A 19,859-nucleotide genomic window follows, 5' to 3' on the forward strand; every position below is an offset into this window, starting at 1 on the left:
CGAGTCATGCCGGAAATATTGGTCATCGATGTCGGCAACACCCGCGCCAAGTGGGCAATTCTCGACGGCTATCAAGTGACCGATCACGGTGCCGTGCCGACGAAGTCCGTGGTCGATTCACTGCCCGACATTTTGGCAAAGTCCGCGGCTCCAATCAGTTGGTGCAGCGTGGTCCCGCCCATCGACGCAGCGCTCACGGCGGCGCTGGACGCCTCGAGTCGCGCGCATTTCCGGCTCACCTGCCAAGACGCGCCGGGGCTGTCGATCACCTACCCGCACCCGGAGCAAGTCGGCCAGGATCGCCTGGCCAACGCCATTGCCGCCCAAGCGCTGGTGGGCGCGCCGGTGACCATTATCGACATCGGCACGGCGACCACGTTTGAAGTTGTCAGCGAAAAATTGGGCTTCATCGGCGGCATCATCGCCCCGGGTTTATCGGCCATGACCGACTACATGCACGAAAAGGCCGCCATGCTGCCGCAGCTCACCGAAGCCGACATGCAGCCCGGCCTGCGCATCGGCCGCAGCACGAAACAGGCGATGTCCGTCGGCTGCACGCGCGGCTACCCGGGCATGATTCGCGCACTGCTGGAGGGCGTTTACGAGGAGTTTGCCGCACTGGGCGAGAATCAGCCCACCGTGCTCTTAACCGGCGGTGCCGCACAGGGATTCCTCCGCGAGGCGTTGAACGAATTTCGCGCCGAGCCGGACCTGACACTCATCGGACTAGCCGAGGCGCATCGTCGCCGGATCGGTTAGCACTATCGCTTGCGCGCCAGCAAGATCATCGATTCCCACAGGTAAGGCGCGCGCCCGCATCCGCGAAAATCGGTCACCGCAAAGCCTTCTTCCTCCAGCAATTGCGTGAGCGTCTGGCGCGACCAGAATTTTACGTGACCGCCGTCCCAAAGCACCGTGTGGTGCTTGTCCCACTTGTTCAGCACGGAGATCGCGACGTTTTTCAACCAGCCATGGTAAGGCGTCGTGAGCAGCAGTTGCCCGCCGGGAGCCAGCTTTGCCGCCGCAAAACGCGGCAACGCACGGGGGTTAAACAGGTGCTCGATGACCTCCGTCGAATAGGCGAAATCGAACGCCTTTTCCTCAACGTCGTCGGGATTATCGTAAACTCCCAGTTGATAAAAACGGCCGTCCGGGCAGTTCTCACGACACTGCGCCAGCCCGCTCTCGCTGGGCTCGACGCCGACCACGGAAATGCCCCGGCGGCTGACCTCGCGCGCGATCGAGCCATTGCCACAACCGATATCCATGACCCGCTTCGCCCCGGCGCGTTGGATAAAATCCATGATGTGCGGCAGCAGCAGACGCGTCGTATGCGGCTCGTAGCCCTCGTGGAATTGATACTCAACTGCTGCCGGCGAATCGCTCATGGGTGAAGATTCAACCAAATAACCCAGCCACCATCAAGACAAGCCCGATTCCTTAGCGCCGGACACTAGAATTGTGTTTGGCAGGACTCGGTTAATAGGATAACCAAATCTTTCGTGGAGCGACTGATTTTCGTTTCTATAACCGTTTAACTTTACAACCAAGACCAGCGCACGCGCTCGAATAGCAATATGTCTTCCCCTTCCAAGCCACATTATTTCAAACCAGAATGGGTCCAACCGACCACCGAACGCCTCCAGGCCGATGTGGCCATCTACGGTGGCACGGCAGCCGGCGTGATCGCCGCCAAAGCATTGGCCAAGCGGGGCCGCAGCGTCGTTATCCTGAACCCGTCGCCCATCCTGGGCGGCATGACTACGGGTGGCCTTGGCTGGACGGATTTTGGGAAAAAAGACGTCATCGGCGGCATGTCCCGCCAGTTCTATCTGGACCTCGGTGCCAGCTACGGCAGCGATGAACCTGCCTGGACCTTTGAGCCCAAGGCCGCACAAAAGCTGATCGACGCCTACGCCGACCACGAGAAAATCACCGTGCGCCACAAGCAATTCCTGGCCGCCGTCAGCCTGGAAGGCAGCCGCATTAAATCCGTTGAGATGCTCGGTGGCCTCGTCGTCGAGGCGCAGTGCTTCATGGATTGCACCTACGAGGGCGACTTGTTTGCCAAAGCCGGTGTCCGCTACACCGTCGGCCGCGAAAATAACGACGTTTACGGCGAAACGATCAACGGCGTGCAGATCCGCCCGAAGCATCAGTTTGCCAGCCCTGTGGACCCGTATGTCGTCGAGGGCGACCCGACCAGCGGCGTCCTGCCCTACGTTAACGAAGGCGACGCGGCCCCGGAAGGCACCGGCGACCACCGTATTCAGGCTTACAATTTCCGTGTCTGCATGACCGACGACCCCGAGCTGAAAGTTGATTGGGTCAAGCCCGACAGCTTCGACCCGCTCGACCACGAGCTGGCCCGCCGTTGGTTTAACAGCACGCCGGACGACTACAACGCCCACCTGCCCAACGCGAAGAACAACAACCTGCCCGACCCGGATTCCATCCTGCGCAAGTTCGACGTGATCGACCCGAAGACGCCGGGCGGCTATTTAAAGACCGACACAAACAACCACGGCCCGGTCTCCACGGATTTCATCGGTGCCAACTACGCCTGGCCCGAGGCAAGCTATGCCGAGCGCGAGGTGATGTTCCAGGAGCACTACGATTACATCATGGGGCACTTCTGGTTTATGGCCAACGACCCGTCGATCCCCGAGGTTTACCGCAAGGGCTATGGTCGCTTCGGCCTGCCCAAGGATGAATTCCCCGAGAGTGGGCATTGGCCGCACCAGCTCTACGTCCGCGAGGCACGCCGTATGGTCAGCGACTACGTGCTCAGCGAGCAGGACGTGCAGCATTTCCGCCAACCGGAAGACCCGGTCGCCATGGGCTCCTATGCCATGGACAGCCATAACTGCCAGCGCTTTGTCCGCGACGACCGCGTTTACAACGAAGGCGACGTCCAGCTCAAGCCCAAGGCCCCCTATGGCATTAGCTACCGCTCAATCGTCCCCTCGGCCGATCAATGCGAGAATCTGCTGGTGCCGGTTTGCCTGTCGGCCTCACACATCGCCTTTGGCTCAATCCGCATGGAGCCGGTCTTTATGGCCCTTGGTGAAAGCGCGGCCATCGCGGCCGACATCGCCATGACCGCGCAATGCGCGATCCAACAAGTCGACTACGCCAAGCTGGCCAGCGAACTCCAGGCCGCCGGGCAAGTCTTGTCGTCGAGCTAATCAACAGCCGGAGGGGAAAATCATTCTTCGGCATTTTGGATTGATACTTGATTCCGAGGGGAACTTTCCCTTTGCTCTGCCGGTTTAAAATCTAGGCCGAAATGGATTTCCGGTGAACGGAAACGTCGTTTTGGCTGTCAGAAGTTCGCAAAGTGCCAGAGGAGCAAGCAAAAGAGTCCCCACCACCCGCAATTGAAGTCGTCGGCCTGACCAAGCGCTATGGGCGCGTCAAGGCGATTGACGGCGTGTCCTTCCGCGTGGAGCCGGGGCAGATCGTGGGCTTTCTGGGGCCCAACGGCGCTGGCAAGAGCACCACGATGCGCATCCTTTGCGGCCTGCAACCGGCGAGCTCCGGCGTGGTGAAAATCTGCGGCATCCCCGTGGCCAGCAACCCCTACGAGACCAAGCGCCACATCGGCTACATGCCCGAGCACAACCCGCTGCCCGAGGACATGCGCGTGCTGGAATACCTCCGCTACCGCGCCCGCCTGAAGGAGGTGCCGATGCGCAAGGTGAAAGCCCGCGTCGACGAGGCCATGGAAATTTGCGATTTGCAGCGCAAAGCCCGCCGCAAGGTAATTGGCGCTCTGTCCAAGGGCTACCGCCAGCGTGTGGGCATCGCCGACACCATCCTGGCCGAGCCGGACCTCATCGTGATGGACGAGCCCACCATCGGCCTCGACCCGCACCAGATCCTTTCCATCCGCAACCTGATCGATAGCCTGCGCGGCCGCATGAGCGTGATTATCTCCAGCCATATTTTGCCGGAGATCGAGAAATCCTGCGACCGCGTGATCATCATCAACCAGGGGCGCATCGTGGCCAATGGCAACTCCGCAGACCTACGCAAGGAGTTCCTGCCCAAGACGACCTACCGGCTCAACGTTAACATGAACAAGGGCGACCTGATGCGCGTGATGAAGGGCGTCCACCATGAGCTGACCATCGACACCAGCACCCCGCTGGAGGATGAATACTGGGAGCACCGCCTCAAGGCACCGTCCGAGCTCGTGCTGACCGAGCCTATTTTGGAGGCCCTGCAAAAGTGCAACGCGCGCATCCGCGAACTCGCCCGCCTCCAGCCCAACCTCGAAGATATTTTCATGGCCGCCACACGCCGCAGTTGGGACGAAACCGCTGCGCCGTTCAAAGGCCGCACCCGCCCGGGCGTCCCCATGCCCAAGCACTAAGCATGCGTCATTTTTTCACCCTTTTACTGCACGAGATCCGGATGCTGTTGATAGCGCCCGCCAGCTATGTGGCGGCGGTGCTCTTCCTGATGCTCATGACGTTCGTGTATTACTTTTACCTGAATGCGGCGGCGTCCGAGCCGAGCGACCACACCGTGGGCGTGTGGTTTTTCCAGGCATTCTGGATTCCGGTGTGCTTCATGATTCCGCTGCTCACGATGAAGTCCATCGCCGAGGAGCGCCGCCTGGGCACGCTGGAAACACTGATGACCACGCCCGCAACCGCGCTCCAAATCGTCCTTAGCAAGTTCCTGAGCAGCTACTTCTTTTATATTTTCCTGTGGGCGCTGACGATTCCGTTCCCCTTCATCGTCCACTACTACATTGGCGAGAGCGTGCCCCTGAGTTTGCTGTTTAATCACGCCTCGATGATCGGTGGCTACAGCTTCATCGCGATCAGCGGCTTGCTCTACATTGCTGTAGGCATCTTTGCCAGCAGCATGACGCGCAACCAGCTCGTGGCCGGGATGCTGAGTTTCTGCATTTTGTTTGTGATGATTCTCGCCGGCGCATTGATGCTTAAGGTGCCGATCATTGATACGCAGTGGATACTACAGTCCTACGACATCGTCAATTACATCAATTCGTTTGAGCACCTTGAGGACTTCAGTCGCGGCGTGCTCGATTCCCGTCCATTGTTCCTCTACGGCAGTATGACCATGCTGCTGCTCGGCATCACCACCCTCATTGTTGAAAGCAAGGCATGAGCGCACTGGATGATTTTCGCATAGCCCGCTGGGTCAAGCGGCTCAACCGCACGATCCAAATCCTGCTGTCGCTGACGCTGGCCATCGCGCTCAATCTGATCGCAGCCAAGCACTTCATGCGCGAGGACATTACCCGCAACCACCGTTATTCGCTGGCACCGGAAACCCTCGCCTACCTCCAGCAAATCGAGGAACCGATCCGCATCATCGTCACCGAGCCGACCAACGCCAACTCCCCCGAACTGGCCGAGATCTTTGCCGACATCCAAAACCTGCTTCGTGAGTTCCAGTATGCCTCGCGCGTCAACGGAAAGCAGATGCTGAGGGTGGACTACATTAACATCTACAAGGACAGCCTCGCGACCGAGGAACTCGTCCGGAAATACAACGTCAAGCCAGCCGAAGAGGCACAAATCGTTGTCGTCGTCACCAGTGGCGATGAATACACGGAAGTTTACCTGACCGACATGTATCGCGACACGGCCGTGGACGAAAAGGTCTTCACCGGCGAACAGGCCATCACCACGGCAGTGCTCGATGTGATGCGCCCGGACAAGACGATGCTCTACTTTACTACCGGCCACAGCGAGATGAATCTGGAAGATGTCGGCGAGCGCCGTGGCCTCTCGCAGATGGCGACCTTTTTGCGCAAGCGTAACTACCGCGCCAAAGAGCTGGATTTGACCCAGGTCGCCGAAGCGCCGGAAGACGCCAGCGTCATCATTGTCGCAGCGCCCCAGCTTGGCTTTCTTCCCGAAGAACAGGAAATCCTTCGCCAATACCTCGATAAAGGCGACGGCCGGCTCATCGTGCTACTCGACCCGGCGATTCCCCACGGGCTCGATGACCTGTTTTACGACTGGGGCGTTTTGGCCGACGACATGATTGTGCTCGAAGCCTCGGACAACTTCGTCGCCTCCGGGGGCGACATGCTCGTAGCCAAGTTCGCCGAGCACCCGACCACGGACTATATTTTGAAGAACCAGCTCAAGGGCAAATTCGGTCTGAGCCGCCCGGTCCGCATCGATCCCGGCTCCCCGCTGGATGACCGCTTGCAGGCCGTAGAGCTGGTCGGCTCCTCTGCGATGAGCTGGGGTGAGCGCAACTACCGCAACGAGTCCTCCAAGTATGATCAGGCCAGCGATTTGGCCGGCCCCGTCAGCCTGGCCGTCGTTTCAGAGCGCGTCACGGGCTCAGACCTTGGCCTCGACTTACAGGGCGGAAAGCTGGCCGTCTTTGGCAACTCAACCTGGCTCGGCAACTCGAAGTTTAACATCGGGGCCAACCCGATCCTCTTTAACAATGTGCTCAACTGGATGCTGGAGCGAGACGAGATGGTCAACATCCCGCCCCAGGTGATCGAGCGCCATCAGCTCTTGATCAGCCAGGATGAAGCCTTTCAAATCTATCTACGCCTGCTGACGTTGCCCGGAGGGGTCGCGCTGGTCGGTATGTTGATCCTTATGCTACGCCGCCGATAATTATGCGTTGGAAACTGACATTCGTGCTTCTGCTGCTCAATGTGGCTGCGTTCTACTATCTCTATCATCTGGAGAACCGGGATGATCCGCGCGATGGCAACGCTGGCCAGAGCTCGCTCGTTCTGCCCGAGTCAGGCGACATCGTTGGCATCACCGTGACCAATCGCGCTACCGACGGCCAGGAGCAGGTGCGCGAGTTGAAAAAGAAAGACCGCGGCGGCTGGCAACTCGTCAAGCCAGTCCACTGGCCCGCCAATGAAAACGCCGTGCAGAAAATTTTGGACCAGTTGCGCTTCCTCGAAAAGGAAGTGCGCATCCCGCTGTCGGACATTGAAAAGCACAGCCAGGGCCTGGCCGACTTCGGCCTCGACCCCGCGCAATTCGAGCTGGTGCTGATCTCTCGGAATGGCGAACGCACCAAGCTGGAAATTGGCGCACCAACCAAGATGGGCAACCGCCTTTACATCATGGCACCCGGCGGCAAAGAAGTGCTCGTCGTGGGTGATGAGCTGTTGAGCTCCATTGCCGTGCCGATCTCAGAACTGCGCAATCAGCGCATTTTCGATATCCCGGTCTTCGAGCTGGAAAGCCTGTCCATCCAGTCCCAGGCGCAGCGCATCCGCCTCGTCAAGGGCACCGATGGCTGGTCCTTCGAGACGCCGATTCCCGCCAAAGCGGATGACCAACTCGTCCAAAACACATTGGCGCTCATCGTCGGCTTACGCGTGATCCGGCTAATCCCGACGGGCGAAATCAGCCCTGAGCTTGCCGGCCTAACCGCGCCCTCGCTCCGCGTCACCCTCGGTGGCAACAACCGCCGCCAGACACTACTGCTCGGCGGCGATGTGCCCAACCTCCCCGCAGACGCCCCGGCCCAGGTTTACGCCCGTTTGGAAAATGGCGGCGACGACACGACGATTTTTACGGTGGTTAAAAAGCCGTTCGAGCACATCACCCGTGCCCAGGAAGAGCTGCGTGAACGCCGCATTCTGCGCTTCGATCCGAGCAAGGTGACCGCTCTGGAAATCAACCGTGCCGGCAGAAGCCTGACCCTGCAACGCCTGGAGTCGAGCACGCCGGACGCCGCACCCGCCTGGCAAAGCGTGGCCAAAGGCTCCAGCGGCGGAGAAGTCAAAACCGAGGCCGCCTCCACCGACCTCGTCGATAAACTGATCAGCGAACTGCACCACTTGGAAGTCGTGGCCTTTGTCAGCGATGCACCGGCACCGAGCGACCTCGAAGCCTGGGGCCTCACTGACCCGATTGCCAAAGTGACGATCAACGCCAGCCGCGACTGGACGCTCCTGCTCGGGAACAATATTTCCGCGCCCAAGGGCGACGCCAACGCCCCGCACTGGGCCAACCCGCGCAACCTTTACGCCAAAACGGCGAGCAAGGCCTCAGTTTATGCACTCGATCTGGGCATCCTCAGCGCCTTGCGCGCAGACTCCCTGGCCTACCGCAGCCGCACGCTCACCAGCCTGCCCAAAGACGCCCGGGTTGAGTCGATCAAGATCACGGACCTGAAAGACAACAAGGTGCTCTTCGATCAAAGCATTAAAACCGATTCGGAAACCTGGCCCACCGCCCTACCCGAGGACAACGTGGACCGCGCCGAAATCCTGACGCTCGTTGACACGCTGAAAAACTTCCAAGTGCAGGAATACCTGCTCCCCGAGTTCAAGGAGCTGCCCAACCTACCATGGCGCTACCAGCTCGACGCCGCCATCATCGTGCCCGGTGGTGACGGAGCCAGTGAGAAGCGCTCCTATTACTTTACGCTTCGCGACGGCGTGAAGCAAATCGGCGGTTCGCCGCAGCAGAACGTAACCTTCATGCTGACCTCCAATTTGATCGACGCACTTTTCCCACTAACGCTGGCGAAGAATCCCCCTGCCGCGCCACGCAGCCCGGAAGAAGTCATGCGTGAACCACTCGACGCCACGCAAGCTCCCAACAAGTAAAGTTTCCGCACAGACTGCACTGAGGTTTGCAAATGCCGCTTCACCACTGATCATGTAACACCATGCGTTGGCTCAACTTACTCGGGCGGGGAATCCATTACGTGATCAACACGTTTTTGGCCCTGCTGTTTTGCCTACTCGCATGCACTGCGGTCGCCCTGCTCAAGTATAACGAGCTGCCCGTGCCCCCGCAGTTGGTGGAACTGCTCAACAAAGAAGCGGACAAAGTCGGGCTGAAGATAAAATACGACCGCCTGGAGCTCGATGTGCGCGGCATGCTCTTCGCGCACGGCCTGAAGGTTTTCGCCAAGGGCAACTCCGAAGCCGTGATTGAGTGCGACTCGCTCATGGTAGAAATCAGCCTGCTGAGCGCATTACTGGGCGACATCACGCCGACCGAAGTTTCCCTGGAGAATGGCACATTTTACTCGCCCGCGGTTATCTCCCCAACCGGCCAGCGCGAAGAGCTCATCAAGAAGCTATACGTCAACTTAACGCGCAAAGCACAAAACTGGTCCATCAATACCTTTATCCTGGAAGCCCTCGGCGCGCGGGCGCAGCTCTCGGGTAACTTCTTTACTCCACTGCCCGGTCTGGATTCGGACCCCAAGAGTGACGAGCCACCCAACATCACCGGCCTCTATGTCGAAACTTGCCGGGAGATGTTTGACCTGCAGGACGTTTTTAAGCGCTTTGAAAACTGCATCCTCACCGTCGAACTGGAAAACGAGCGTAACGGCCCCCTGTTGATTAGCGCCCAAGCCTACATCGATGGCTACTTTGATCAAGCGACCAAGGTCGAGTACGGTGCAGCCAATATCCTGGCCAAAGCCAGCCTCGGTGAAGACGGCATCTTGCGCGCAGATGGCCCGGGGCGGCTCATTCTCGACGGCCTCAAGTGGCGCGACGACGTGAAAACCGGCTTTACCGAAGCGCACATCCGACTGAATAACGGCGTGAAGGGCTTCTCCGAATTGCCCATCTACGCCGAACTTTACTCCTATAATATCGAGGCGTGGGGCATGCCGTTTGACGGTGCCTTCGCGGTGCTCGACATGAATGATTTTGAGCAAACCGGCCGCGTCAAAGGCGATGTCATGGTAAAAGCCGAGCGCAACTGGATGGCGTTCAAAGGGCACTTCAACCCCAAGGACGAATCCGGCCACATTAAGATGCGCGCGCGCTGGAACCCGAAATTCATCCTGCTATGCAGTGCCTTGCCCAAGGACGACATCCCGGATAATGTCGACGTGAAAGGCCGCCCCTACTGGCAGGCCGAGGTTAAGCTGGAGCCCGGCCTAAAGCCCACGCACTCCCAGTTTGAGGTGACCATGGATGACGTCGTTTACGAAGACATCATCCTGGAAGCCGCGCACATCGAGGGCAGCATCACCAAAGAGGCGCTCAATCTGTATCAGGTAGATTTATACGCCGCCGAGTATCAGGTAACGGGCAACTACTACCAGCGCTTCGCCGACAGCTACTACCACTTTCAAAGCGAGGGCACCGTCTGGCCGCACCTGCTCAACGAGCTCATCGACGAAGACTGGTGGACCGAACTCTGGCAGGAAATCAAGTTCAACGGCCCTCCCCCGCACGCTGCCATCGAGATGTCGGGCAAGTTCGGCATCGACGGTGCCGAAAACCGGATCTACGGCTCGGCCAGCCTGGAAAATGCGACCTACATGGGCCAGACTGTCGACCAAGCCTTTACCCGTATCTGGCAAACGCCCAAGACGCTCGACCTCTTCGACTTCGCAATCAAAACCCCCAACGGCGACGCCTCAGTCAATATCCACTGGACCTATTTGCCCAACGACGAGGAGAAGTTTCTCTCCTTCCTCGCTCACACACACGTGCCGCTGGTGGAAGGTGCGACCATCGCCACGGAGGACGCAGTCCCGATCGCCAAGATGTTCCCCACCAAGGTGACGCCCTCCCTCGCGTTGGCCGGCCTCGTCTATGGTGACCACTCCGAGCATCCGGGCGATTTCTACTTAAAAACACACGCGCTGTTCCCCGGCCGCTTTGAGTTCGAAGATATCTATTTCGACAGCGGCAACTTCATGGTCGAGGTCACTCCACAGGAAATCATCGTCACCGATGGCGATTTCAGCCTCGCTGGCGGCAAGGCGCTTCTGGAAACCACCGTCGAGCGCCAGCCCAAGGACGAGTATTACGTCAAAAGCGCCAAGATCGACATCCAGGACGCCACGCTTTATAAACTCTACCAGGCGATCCCCTTCCTCCGGGTGGCCAAGGCGAAGCAAGACGCAGTAGAGCGGATCCAGCAGGCAAAGCAGAAGGATAAAAAAGACAAACAGAAGCCCTTCGAAGAACGCTACGCGGGCAATGTCAACCTGACCTTCAATACTCATGGCCAACTGCCGGAGTTGAGCTCATTCATCGGCAAAGGCCGACTGGAACTAACCGATGCAAACCTCGGGCAGCTCCACCTCCTCGGCGGCCTTTCGAGCTTCCTGTATTCGATTGGTCTGCATTTGGGCACGCTGAACTTCAACGCCGCCAGCGCCGACTTCACCCTCGCACGCAGCAACCTCTACATTCCCAATGGACGCATCACCGGTGCCACGGGGGAAATCGCCGCCAATGGGAACTTCGACGTCGATAACGAAAACCTCAACGTCATGTTGACGGTTCACCCGTTGGGCAATGTGCAACTACCCATCGTCAGCCAGATGCTTTACGTGCTCAGCCCGCTGGCCAACACCTTCGAAGTCGAGCTCTCGGGCACATTGACCGCGCCAAAATACAATGTCAAAGTCCAGCCTCTGGGGATCTTCACCGGCCAGGAAAAAGTCCAAGACAAAAACGCGGACTTGATTCAACCCGCCTCGGAGAAAGATTCACAATAGCGGATGGCCTCGTTCATCCGGGTCACGTTGATCTTGCGGATGGACTTAAGATGAAACTGATCAGTGATCTTCGTCCCCTGGTCATCCCAATCGTCCTTGAAGATACGAATAATCTGCCCAACCGACGTCCGCTCGTAGTCCGCCCATAGCTGCCGCAGCTCATCAATGGCGTCCAGAACATTGCCCGTCATTTCCCGCGTATCGACGATGAGGCTGATCGGTTCGTCGAACAATTCAAGCAGCGGAATAATCTCTAACCGTAGTTCATTCACGGCCTGCCCGTTAATGTGCCCGCAAAGATTCAGAAGAATGTATTTTTTCTCCAGATTGCTGGTGATGAGGAACTGCTTTTCCATCGTAATAAAGGTATGACATGCAGTTAGCGATTTCCCTTCCAATTTTTTCACGTTCCATGCCACCGGGATGCAGACTTCAGTCTAGCCTTGAGCAAAACGCCCCAGATGAACGAACCAATCAAACCCTTCCACGCTAAAATCGTTACCAAAAGTGCGAAAAATAAGCCATCTAGCCCAGCAATGGCCCACACGGGATTCGCCCCAATCTATCGTGCAAAAACGTGCCCCAGCCTGCACCTTGCACGAGTCCGGGCAGGAAAATGGCGGGCATTTTTAGGATTTTCCCCAGCAAAATAGCTCGGCTCTAAGTGTATTTTCTGTGAAAAATAGTCATTGCGCCATCTGCAAAGGCTAGCCTAGTCTTTGGCGCTTTTACATCCCCAGGATCTAGCCGCGACCTGTTCGCACACTATTCAATTGCTTATGGACATTAAGGAGATCAAACAGATCGTTGAACTGATGAAGCGTTCGGACCTCACCGATTTCGAAATCGAGGAAAAAGACCTGAAGCTTCGCATCAGCCGCAACTCTGGCGTTGTGGTAAGCGCTCCGGCGCCTGCCCCGATCGCCGCCGCACCCGCGCCGGTCGCCGCCGCACCGGCCGACAGCCAAGCTCCTGCCGCCGCTCCCAAAGACGAGCCCGGCGTCACGATTATCAAGTCGCCCATGGTCGGCACCTTCTACCGCTCGCCGAATCCGGACAGTAAGCCGTTCGCCGATGTCGGCACGAAGGTAAAGGCTGACTCCGTCGTCTGCATCATCGAGGCGATGAAGGTCATGAACGAGATCAATGCCGAACTCTCCGGCACGATCGTCGACATCCTCGTGGAAAACGGCCAGGCCGTCGAATACGGTCAGCCACTGTTCAAGGTAAAGGCTTAACGAATTCCCCGGAAGCGCGCCGTTGGCAAATGTCTTCGGCGTGCGCATTTACCCATGATTCAAAAGATACTCATTGCCAACCGTGGCGAAATTGCACTGCGCGTCGTCCGCGCCGCGCGCGAACTCGGCATCCGCACCCTGGCGGTTTACTCCGAGGCGGACGAACAATCGCTGCACGTCCAACTGGCCGACGAAGCCATTTGCATCGGGCCGGCACCCTCTTCGGAGAGCTACCTGAAGGCCGACCGCATCATCAGCGCGGCTGAGATTGCCGACGTTGACGCCATTCACCCGGGCTTCGGCTTCCTCTCAGAAAACGCTGAATTCGCTGAGCAGTGCGAGAGCTGCAATATCAAGTTTATCGGGCCAAAGTCGGAAACCATCCGCCTGATGGGAGACAAGGCTATGGCCAAGGAAGTCGCCAAGCGCGCCAAAGCCCCCATTATTCCGGGTAGCGATGGCCCAATCAGCGACGAAAAAGAAGCCATCAAGATCGCCAAGTCGATCGGCTTTCCAGTCATTATCAAGGCAGTCGCTGGCGGTGGTGGTAAAGGCATGCGCTTGGCCCACAACGCCATGGCATTCGCCAAGGAGTTCAATGCTGCGCGCATTGAGGCTGAAAAAGCCTTCGGCAACGGCGATGTTTACATTGAAAAATACATCGAGGAGCCGCGCCATATCGAGTTTCAAATTCTCGCCGACGAGCACGGGAAGGTCATACACCTGGGTGAGCGCGATTGCTCCGTGCAGCGCCGTTACCAGAAGCTGATCGAGGAATCACCCTCCCCCTATTTAACCGAAAAGCTCCGCGCCAAGATGGGTGCTGCCGCCGTGCGCATTGCCCAGGAGTGTGACTACCAGAACGCTGGCACGATCGAATTCCTCGTCGATAAAAACGGCGACTTTTACTTCATCGAAATGAACGCCCGTATTCAGGTAGAGCACGGCGTCACCGAAGAAGTCACTGGCTTTGACCTCGTGAAGCGCCAGATCCGCATCGCCAGCGGCGAACCGCTTGAGCTGGAGCAAAAGGACGTCAAAATCCTCCGCCACTGCATCGAGTGCCGCATCAACGCCGAGGACCCGACCCGCAATTTCGCGCCCAGCCCGGGTGAGGTAAAATTCTACTACACCCCCGGCGGCCACGGCGTGCGAATCGACTCTCACGTCTATCAGGGCTACATTGTCCCGCCGTATTACGACAGCATGGTCGCCAAGCTGATGGTGCACGGCAAGACGCGTGAGATCGCCATGGACCGCATGTATCGCGCGCTCAACGAATACATGATCCGCGGCATCAAGACCACCATTCCGTTCTGCGCCGCCGTCATGAAAGACCCCGTCTTCCGCAGCGGCGACGTCACCACAAAATATATCGAAGAGTTCCTCAGCCGCACGCCGCGGGACGTCTTCACCATCGACGATTCGATGTAAATAATCGGGAGCAAAGTCCAATTCCACCGGTCGCATTTTTCGTGATCAGGGATTGAACACCCGCCGTTTTTCCGTAAACATTTGGATATAAACCAATAATATCATGCCAGCGAAAAAGAAAGCCGAAGCGCCGGTAGACGAACCGGATCCACACACCATTCCCGTCCCGACTGAAGAAAGCGATGCAGTCGACGAGATTAAAATCACCTTCCAGGTCGTCGCCAACATCGTGAAAATGTCCACGATGGAGGTCGATGGCGTCTATTCCGTCAAGGACGGCTCCGACGGCATTTGGGAAACCTTTGGCGGTCGCAAGAGCGAAAAAGGCGTCGAAGTCATCGAAGACGAGGCTGGCGAGTATGTCATTAAAATCCACGTCGAGTTGCTCTTTGGCGTGAAACTCGCTGAAACTGCTAAGATCATCCAGCAGCACGTTCGCGATCAGGTCGAAACCATGACCGGCAAGAGCGTCAGCAAGGTGGATGTTTATATTGACGGCGTTCGCGAAGTGGCGGCCAAGGTCGAGGAAAAGGATTCCTGGAACCCACCCCACACCGACTAGTAATTTATGGATATCGACATCAAGCAAAAGCTGCTCGACTTATACCACGCGACTTTCTCGATCGAGAATCCGCAGTGGTGGTATTGGTGGCTGGGCGCTGCAGGCGTCATTCTGGTGTTGATTCTCCTGTTCCGCATTCGCAATTCCGGGAAGAACTTTCGTGTTTTCCGGGACGAAAGCGGTGTGGCGGAAACGACGAACGCCGCATTGCGCGACCTGGTCCGCATTGCGTGTGATGGCGTCGAAACCGCCAGCAAACCGAAGATTCATTTTAAAAAGAAGCACGGTCGCATCAATGTCGACATCCGCGCCAAGCTCTATCAGGGCCAGCGCCTCGGCGAAGTGCGTGACCAAATGCGCCGCCGCGTAACCAAGATTTTCCAGGACACGCACGGCATCCTCGTAGGCGACGTAAGCTTCACTGCTACCGGCTTTAAAAAGAGCAGCAATGCACCGGCACTTGGCCACGACTTTGACGAACCGGAGCCCAAGCCAGTCGTCATCACCGAGGCCCCCAAGGCTGAGCCTAAAGCCGAGCCGGCTCCAGAGAAAAAGCCTGCCTTTGGCAGCGCTTCACTCAAGCAGCCCGAAGGCCCCAAGCCCAGCAAAGAAGAGCCGAAGGACGAACCTGCTGAAGAGGCTGAACCCAAGAAAAAGGGTGGCCTGTTCGGCGGCTTCGGCAGCAAGAAAAACCAGCCTGCCTTCATCGAAGAAGCGCCCAAGAAAGATGCTGGTGACCCGCTGGAAGATGACGAGTTTTCAGCACTGTTGGCCGAAAACGATGACCTTGCGGACAAGAAGTCCGAGGACAAAAAGTAGGCTTGGCCATGCAATCCCTCTGGCCGACGCCACCGCGTGTCTACGGTATTCTCGACACCGGCTATGTAACTCCGCAGGACTGGGTTACCAAATGTCAGGCACTGCTCGATGGCGGCGCGGACATCATTCAACTCCGCGCCAAGGGAACCACTCGCGCCCTGCGCCGTGAGCTGCTGGAATCGATATTACCTCTTATCGCACTAAGCCCGACCCCGCTCGTGCTCAATGACGATTGGGAGCTCGCGCTGGAGTATGACCATATCGGCGTCCATGTCGGCCAGGACGACACGCCTGTTGCGGAGGTCCGCTCAGCGCTCGGCCCCGACCGCGTGCTTGGACTTTCCACGCACTCCCCTGCTCAAGCCGACGCCGCAATAGCCATCGCCGAGCAGCTAACCTATTTCGCCGTTGGCCCGGTGTTCGCCACCCAAACCAAGCCGGACTACACACCGGTTGGGCTTGAGCTGGTTAGCTATGTCGCCGGGCGCAAGCCGTCCCTACCGTGGTTTTGCATCGGCGGCGTAAGCCGCGCCAATGCAAAGCAAGTCATTGCGGCGGGAGCTGAAGCGCTTGTCGCGGTGTCCGATCTGCTCTGCGCCGAAAACACCGCGACCGCCGTCCAAGAACTGCGAGCAACGTTCGCTTAAGCCTCAACGCCGAAGCGGTAAATCGTCGTCGAGGTAAAGTTCTCCCCGGGGCGAATTACCCCCACACCAAGCTCCGGACTGTTGACCGAATCCGGGTATTCCTGCGCCTCCAGGCAAACGCCGCTGTATTGGACGTAGCTGCCAGTCTTGCCTGGCTCGCCATCTTCCATTTGGGCGCTGGTGTAAAACTGCAGATAGGGCTCCGTCGTGAGCGCTTCGAGCGTGCGGCCACTTTTTGGCTCGCGAACGCGGGCCACCAGACGCGGTTCAGCCGTGCGCCCCTCGGGCAGGAAGTAACCGTCGCCGTGCCCCTCATGCAGCCCGCTCAATCGGTCCGCGATCACTGCCGGCTTGCGAAAATCATTGGCCTGCCCTTCCACGGAACGCTTCTCACCAAGCAGAGTCATCTCCTGGTCACATACCGCAACTTCATTAGCGAGAATCTGGATTTCGTGGTCCAAAATGGTCCCCTCGCCCTGGCCCTTCAGGTTGAAATAGCTATGATTGGTCACCACCAGCGGCGTCGCCTTATCGGTGCTGAACTGGTAATCAATGACCAGCTCGTCCTCATCGGTCAGAGAATAATCCACGCGGCAGTCAACATTGCCCGGATAGCCATTAGCACCATCCGGATCACGGTGCGTCAGGCGGAGCTTGTCCTGTCCGCTTTCAGAAACGACCTCGGCATTCCACAGGATTTTGTCGAATCCAACGAGCCCGCCGTGCAGGTGGTTGGGCTCGTTGTTAATCACGAGAGAATAGTCCTCACCGTCGATCGAGAATTTGCCATGCGTCACCCGCCCGGCCACGCGTCCGGTGATCGCGCCAAAATACGGATGCCCCGCCAGGTAACCAGCCAGATCGGCCTTGCCCAGCGCGATGTCAGCAAAATTGCCGTCGCGATCCGGTGCCAGGATCGACACCACGATACCGCCGTAATTGGTGATCGTGACCTTAAGGCCGTGACTGTTCGTTAGCGTGAAAAGCTGAGCGGTTTCGCCGGTTGGCAAATCGCCGTAGGGGCTGGATGAGATAGGCATGATCGTAAATTAATTGGCGGGGGCCGGTGGTGTTGGTGTGGCGTTGTTGTTGAAGACAAACTTCAATGACATACCGGCAACAAATATTCCGAGGATGAACATGGCGATGCTAATTGACGGTATCAGCCAGTTATCAGCAGAGAAATTCATCGCCATAAACACGAGCGCGGTCAGCGGACAGATCATCATGAACAGCGCGGGGATCATGACGAAATGGTAGCCGATCCGCCGGTCCTTGAGAAAAACCATAAAAGTCACCAATGCCAGGCCCGCGATGAGTTGGTTCGTAGCTCCGAAGAGTGGCCACAGCGCCTTCCAGGCGGGCATTCCGTCAAACGACTGCAGCGCCACCAGCGCTGGCACGATGACAACACCCAGCGTGCCAAGATAACGCGCGGCCGGGCCATCCCAGCCAAACATCTCCGAGATCATAAAGCGCGTCAGCCGCGTGCATGTGTCGAGAGTCGTCAGCAAAAAAGTACTTACGGTCAGCGCCGTGAACTCTCGGCCGATCTGCTCCGGGATGCCAAATGTGCTCATGAACACCGCCGCGCCACTGGAGAAAATTTCCACTGGCCCTTTTCCCGCCAAGTCATCTTGGCTGAAAATTGCAATCGTCGCCAACGCAAACACAGCCAGCAATCCCTCCACCAGCATACTACCATAGGCAACCGGCTTAGCATCACTCTCGCGCTCGATCTGTTTGGAGGTCGTGCCGCTGGCAACGAGGCTATGAAACCCACTGCAAGCCCCACAAGCTACCGTGATAAAAAGCACGGGAAACAAATAACCCACATTGGGCACGGCTGAAGAAAATCCCGTAAACAGCGGAGCCTGTAGCGTTCGACCACTGAACAGCAGCCCCAACACCCCAACGAGCATCATGGCATAGAGAAAAATAGAGCTCAGGAAGTCCCGAGGTTGTAGTAATACATTGACCGGCAAAACAGCTGCTCCAAAGCAATAGACGACGATCAATGTGAGCCAGGTGTTCTTACCGATCCCCTCAGCCGGAAAGAAATGCCCAACCGCCAGGCCAGCAAATGTAAGCGGAATGAAAATAGTTAGAGTCGCCCACATCGGCAGCCCCTTTGATCGCAGCACTAAGCCGAATCCCACGGCACACGCCATAAACCAGCCGGAGGAAGTCGCCACTGCGGGCGAGCTGGCAAATGCGCCAGCCGTTAAATCGAGAAAGACGATGATCACATAGATCAGCGACAGAATAAGAAAAATGCGGAAAAACATTCCTGTCTGCGGCCCGACCAAGGAGTTAGTAATCTCCGTCACCGTGCGTCCTCGATAGCGGAGCGACATCAGCAAACTGCCAAAATCATGAACACCGCCAACAAAGATTGCTCCAATCAAAATCCATAGCCAGGTCGGACCCCAGCCAAAATACATCGTTGCCAAGATCGGCCCCACGATGGGCCCTGCCCCGGCAATCGACGAAAAATGGTGTCCAAATACTATCGATGCCCGCGTAGGCACGTAATCCACACCGTCATTCTTTTCATGGGCTGGCGTGGCATGTTTGTTATCAATCCGGCAATGCCTGACCAAAAAGCGCCCGTACAAATAATAGCCCGAGGCAAGGAGAACTAGGGATAAACTGACGAGTCCAAGCAACACAGCGGAAGAAAAATCTTAACCGAAGAAGCTGCCGGACTTTCCCGAACGGTGCCAGAAAATTTTTTAGACTGCTATGCGTCTGAGGAACTCAAAAACTGATGACAATAAGGATGGAATTTGTACGACCAAGGAGACTCTGGAGCACAAGGTCTAAAATCTGTGGTCCACCAACCTTCGCTAAGTGGGATTGAACGCAAAAGCCTTCCGTCGATCAATGCAGTTAAAAACGAGAAGTTACCCCGTTGGCCACTTTCTATGGGCTATTGGGATGCGCGGGATACAGCTGACGTGCGTTTCCTCGACCAGCACCTGTGCGGCCAACTGGGCGGTTCGTAGCTTGTTTCTCCGGAAGATCAGTTTGGTAAGCCTCTACCGTCATATCCACCTTCGGCAACTTGAACAAAGTTTGGTCTTCCTGACGAACAGGCACCGATCCCGCTGAATGATGAACCACATCCCGTTCAATAGTACTGGCGGGGCGTCCGCCATTAGGGTCGAAATTTTCCAATGTGGTCGTGCCAAGATTTCGGCGAAAATTATGCCCACCGCTTCCATCGCGACGACCAACCGGGCGATTGGTAATAAACTTGTCCGGCGTCTCAAATTGATCAGCACTACCTGCAACCAGCAATGGCGAAATAACGCCTGCGATAAGGTAAGTAACACCGTAGTCAGCTGCACGAACACCAACGATGGCGGGTAACAAAATTTTAGGGTGATCACTGTCACTACGGCCCTGTCCTGCACTGGCTCGACTGCTGGCACCCAAACCTGACAAATCTGTTCCGTCAGCAGAACGATGGGCAACATACTCATCATTATAGTTCAAGTAATCGAGGCCCTCCTTGGTGATATCCATATCAAAGACAGCACGCGGAGCCGTATCGCTTTCAGCACTGGCTTGACCAAACACAGAAAAAATTGGCAGCAAGCCCACTAATAGGACAATCAGTCGGTTGTAACGGAGCATGATCTCAAAAGATGTAATTTAGGCTTGTTTCAACAAGCACAAAGGTGGCTT

Annotated in this window: 17 protein-coding genes; 12 read left to right on the plus strand and 5 right to left on the minus strand. The window is 57.3% G+C overall.

Annotated features, from left to right (window positions below):
- The first annotated feature begins 6 nt into the window (after positions 1 to 6).
- Positions 7 to 759 carry a type III pantothenate kinase gene (locus tag O3S85_RS11150; RefSeq protein WP_269540395.1) on the plus strand — a complete coding sequence of 251 codons (753 nt, stop codon included), beginning with the start codon at positions 7 to 9 and terminating at the stop codon, positions 757 to 759.
- Between the two features lie 2 nt (positions 760 to 761).
- Here the strand turns inward: O3S85_RS11150 and O3S85_RS11155 are convergent, their stop codons facing one another.
- Complete coding sequence (locus tag O3S85_RS11155) at positions 762 to 1,388, minus strand: class I SAM-dependent methyltransferase (RefSeq protein ID WP_269540396.1); 627 nt, start codon at positions 1,386 to 1,388, stop codon at positions 762 to 764.
- A gap of 189 nt (positions 1,389 to 1,577) precedes the next feature.
- Here O3S85_RS11155 and O3S85_RS11160 point away from each other — a divergent pair, with 189 nt between their 5' ends.
- From O3S85_RS11160 to O3S85_RS11185, 6 genes are all read left to right on the plus strand, one after another.
- Positions 1,578 to 3,188, plus strand: a complete 1,611-nt coding sequence (locus O3S85_RS11160; RefSeq protein WP_269540398.1) for an FAD-dependent oxidoreductase — start codon at positions 1,578 to 1,580, stop codon at positions 3,186 to 3,188.
- Positions 3,189 to 3,340: 152 nt separating this feature from the next.
- Entirely contained in the window at positions 3,341 to 4,378 is a 1,038-nt protein-coding gene (locus O3S85_RS11165; RefSeq protein WP_269540399.1) for an ABC transporter ATP-binding protein, read from the plus strand.
- A gap of 2 nt (positions 4,379 to 4,380) precedes the next feature.
- Entirely contained in the window at positions 4,381 to 5,145 is a 765-nt protein-coding gene (locus O3S85_RS11170; RefSeq protein WP_269540401.1) for an ABC transporter permease, read from the plus strand.
- Positions 5,142 to 6,626 carry a GldG family protein gene (locus O3S85_RS11175; protein ID WP_269540402.1) on the plus strand — a complete coding sequence of 495 codons (1,485 nt, stop codon included), beginning with the start codon at positions 5,142 to 5,144 and terminating at the stop codon, positions 6,624 to 6,626. Before O3S85_RS11170 ends, O3S85_RS11175 begins: the two co-directional genes overlap by 4 nt.
- 2 nt (positions 6,627 to 6,628) lie before the next feature.
- Positions 6,629 to 8,590 carry a DUF4340 domain-containing protein gene (locus O3S85_RS11180; RefSeq protein WP_269540403.1) on the plus strand — a complete coding sequence of 654 codons (1,962 nt, stop codon included), beginning with the start codon at positions 6,629 to 6,631 and terminating at the stop codon, positions 8,588 to 8,590.
- A gap of 62 nt (positions 8,591 to 8,652) precedes the next feature.
- Entirely contained in the window at positions 8,653 to 11,466 is a 2,814-nt protein-coding gene (locus tag O3S85_RS11185; protein WP_269540404.1) for an AsmA-like C-terminal region-containing protein, read from the plus strand.
- Here O3S85_RS11185 and O3S85_RS11190 read toward each other — a convergent pair.
- Positions 11,436 to 11,822 (minus strand): hypothetical protein, encoded by a 387-nt coding sequence (locus tag O3S85_RS11190; RefSeq protein WP_269540405.1) that lies wholly within the window; start codon positions 11,820 to 11,822, stop codon positions 11,436 to 11,438. The two genes, O3S85_RS11185 and O3S85_RS11190, sit on opposite strands and share 31 nt — an antisense overlap.
- Before the next feature lie 423 nt (positions 11,823 to 12,245).
- On the opposite strand from O3S85_RS11190, the gene accB reads away from it, so the two are divergent.
- From accB to thiE, 5 genes are all read left to right on the plus strand, one after another.
- The gene (accB, locus tag O3S85_RS11195; RefSeq protein ID WP_269540406.1) at positions 12,246 to 12,704 is read left to right on the plus strand and encodes an acetyl-CoA carboxylase biotin carboxyl carrier protein; all 459 of its coding nucleotides are present in this window, start codon (positions 12,246 to 12,248) and stop codon (positions 12,702 to 12,704) included.
- Positions 12,705 to 12,758: 54 nt separating this feature from the next.
- Positions 12,759 to 14,138, plus strand: a complete 1,380-nt coding sequence (accC, locus tag O3S85_RS11200) for an acetyl-CoA carboxylase biotin carboxylase subunit (protein WP_269540407.1) — start codon at positions 12,759 to 12,761, stop codon at positions 14,136 to 14,138.
- 103 nt (positions 14,139 to 14,241) lie between these two features.
- Positions 14,242 to 14,700, plus strand: a complete 459-nt coding sequence (locus O3S85_RS11205) for an Asp23/Gls24 family envelope stress response protein (protein ID WP_269540408.1) — start codon at positions 14,242 to 14,244, stop codon at positions 14,698 to 14,700.
- Positions 14,701 to 14,706: 6 nt separating this feature from the next.
- Complete coding sequence (locus O3S85_RS11210) at positions 14,707 to 15,519, plus strand: hypothetical protein (RefSeq protein WP_269540409.1); 813 nt, start codon at positions 14,707 to 14,709, stop codon at positions 15,517 to 15,519.
- 8 nt (positions 15,520 to 15,527) lie between these two features.
- Entirely contained in the window at positions 15,528 to 16,166 is a 639-nt protein-coding gene (thiE, locus tag O3S85_RS11215) for a thiamine phosphate synthase (RefSeq protein ID WP_269540410.1), read from the plus strand.
- Here thiE and O3S85_RS11220 read toward each other — a convergent pair.
- From O3S85_RS11220 to O3S85_RS11230, 3 genes are all read right to left on the minus strand, one after another.
- Complete coding sequence (locus O3S85_RS11220) at positions 16,163 to 17,206, minus strand: aldose epimerase family protein (RefSeq protein ID WP_269540411.1); 1,044 nt, start codon at positions 17,204 to 17,206, stop codon at positions 16,163 to 16,165. The genes thiE and O3S85_RS11220 overlap by 4 nt on opposite strands.
- A 9-nt stretch (positions 17,207 to 17,215) precedes the next feature.
- The gene (locus tag O3S85_RS11225; RefSeq protein ID WP_269540412.1) at positions 17,216 to 18,838 is read right to left on the minus strand and encodes a carbon starvation CstA family protein; all 1,623 of its coding nucleotides are present in this window, start codon (positions 18,836 to 18,838) and stop codon (positions 17,216 to 17,218) included.
- Between the two features lie 253 nt (positions 18,839 to 19,091).
- Positions 19,092 to 19,808, minus strand: a complete 717-nt coding sequence (locus O3S85_RS11230; RefSeq protein ID WP_269540413.1) for a hypothetical protein — start codon at positions 19,806 to 19,808, stop codon at positions 19,092 to 19,094.
- Positions 19,809 to 19,859 lie beyond the last annotated feature (51 nt).

Source organism: Cerasicoccus sp. TK19100 (assembly GCF_027257155.1).
GTDB classification, from domain to species: Bacteria; Verrucomicrobiota; Verrucomicrobiia; order Opitutales; family Cerasicoccaceae; genus Cerasicoccus; species Cerasicoccus fimbriatus.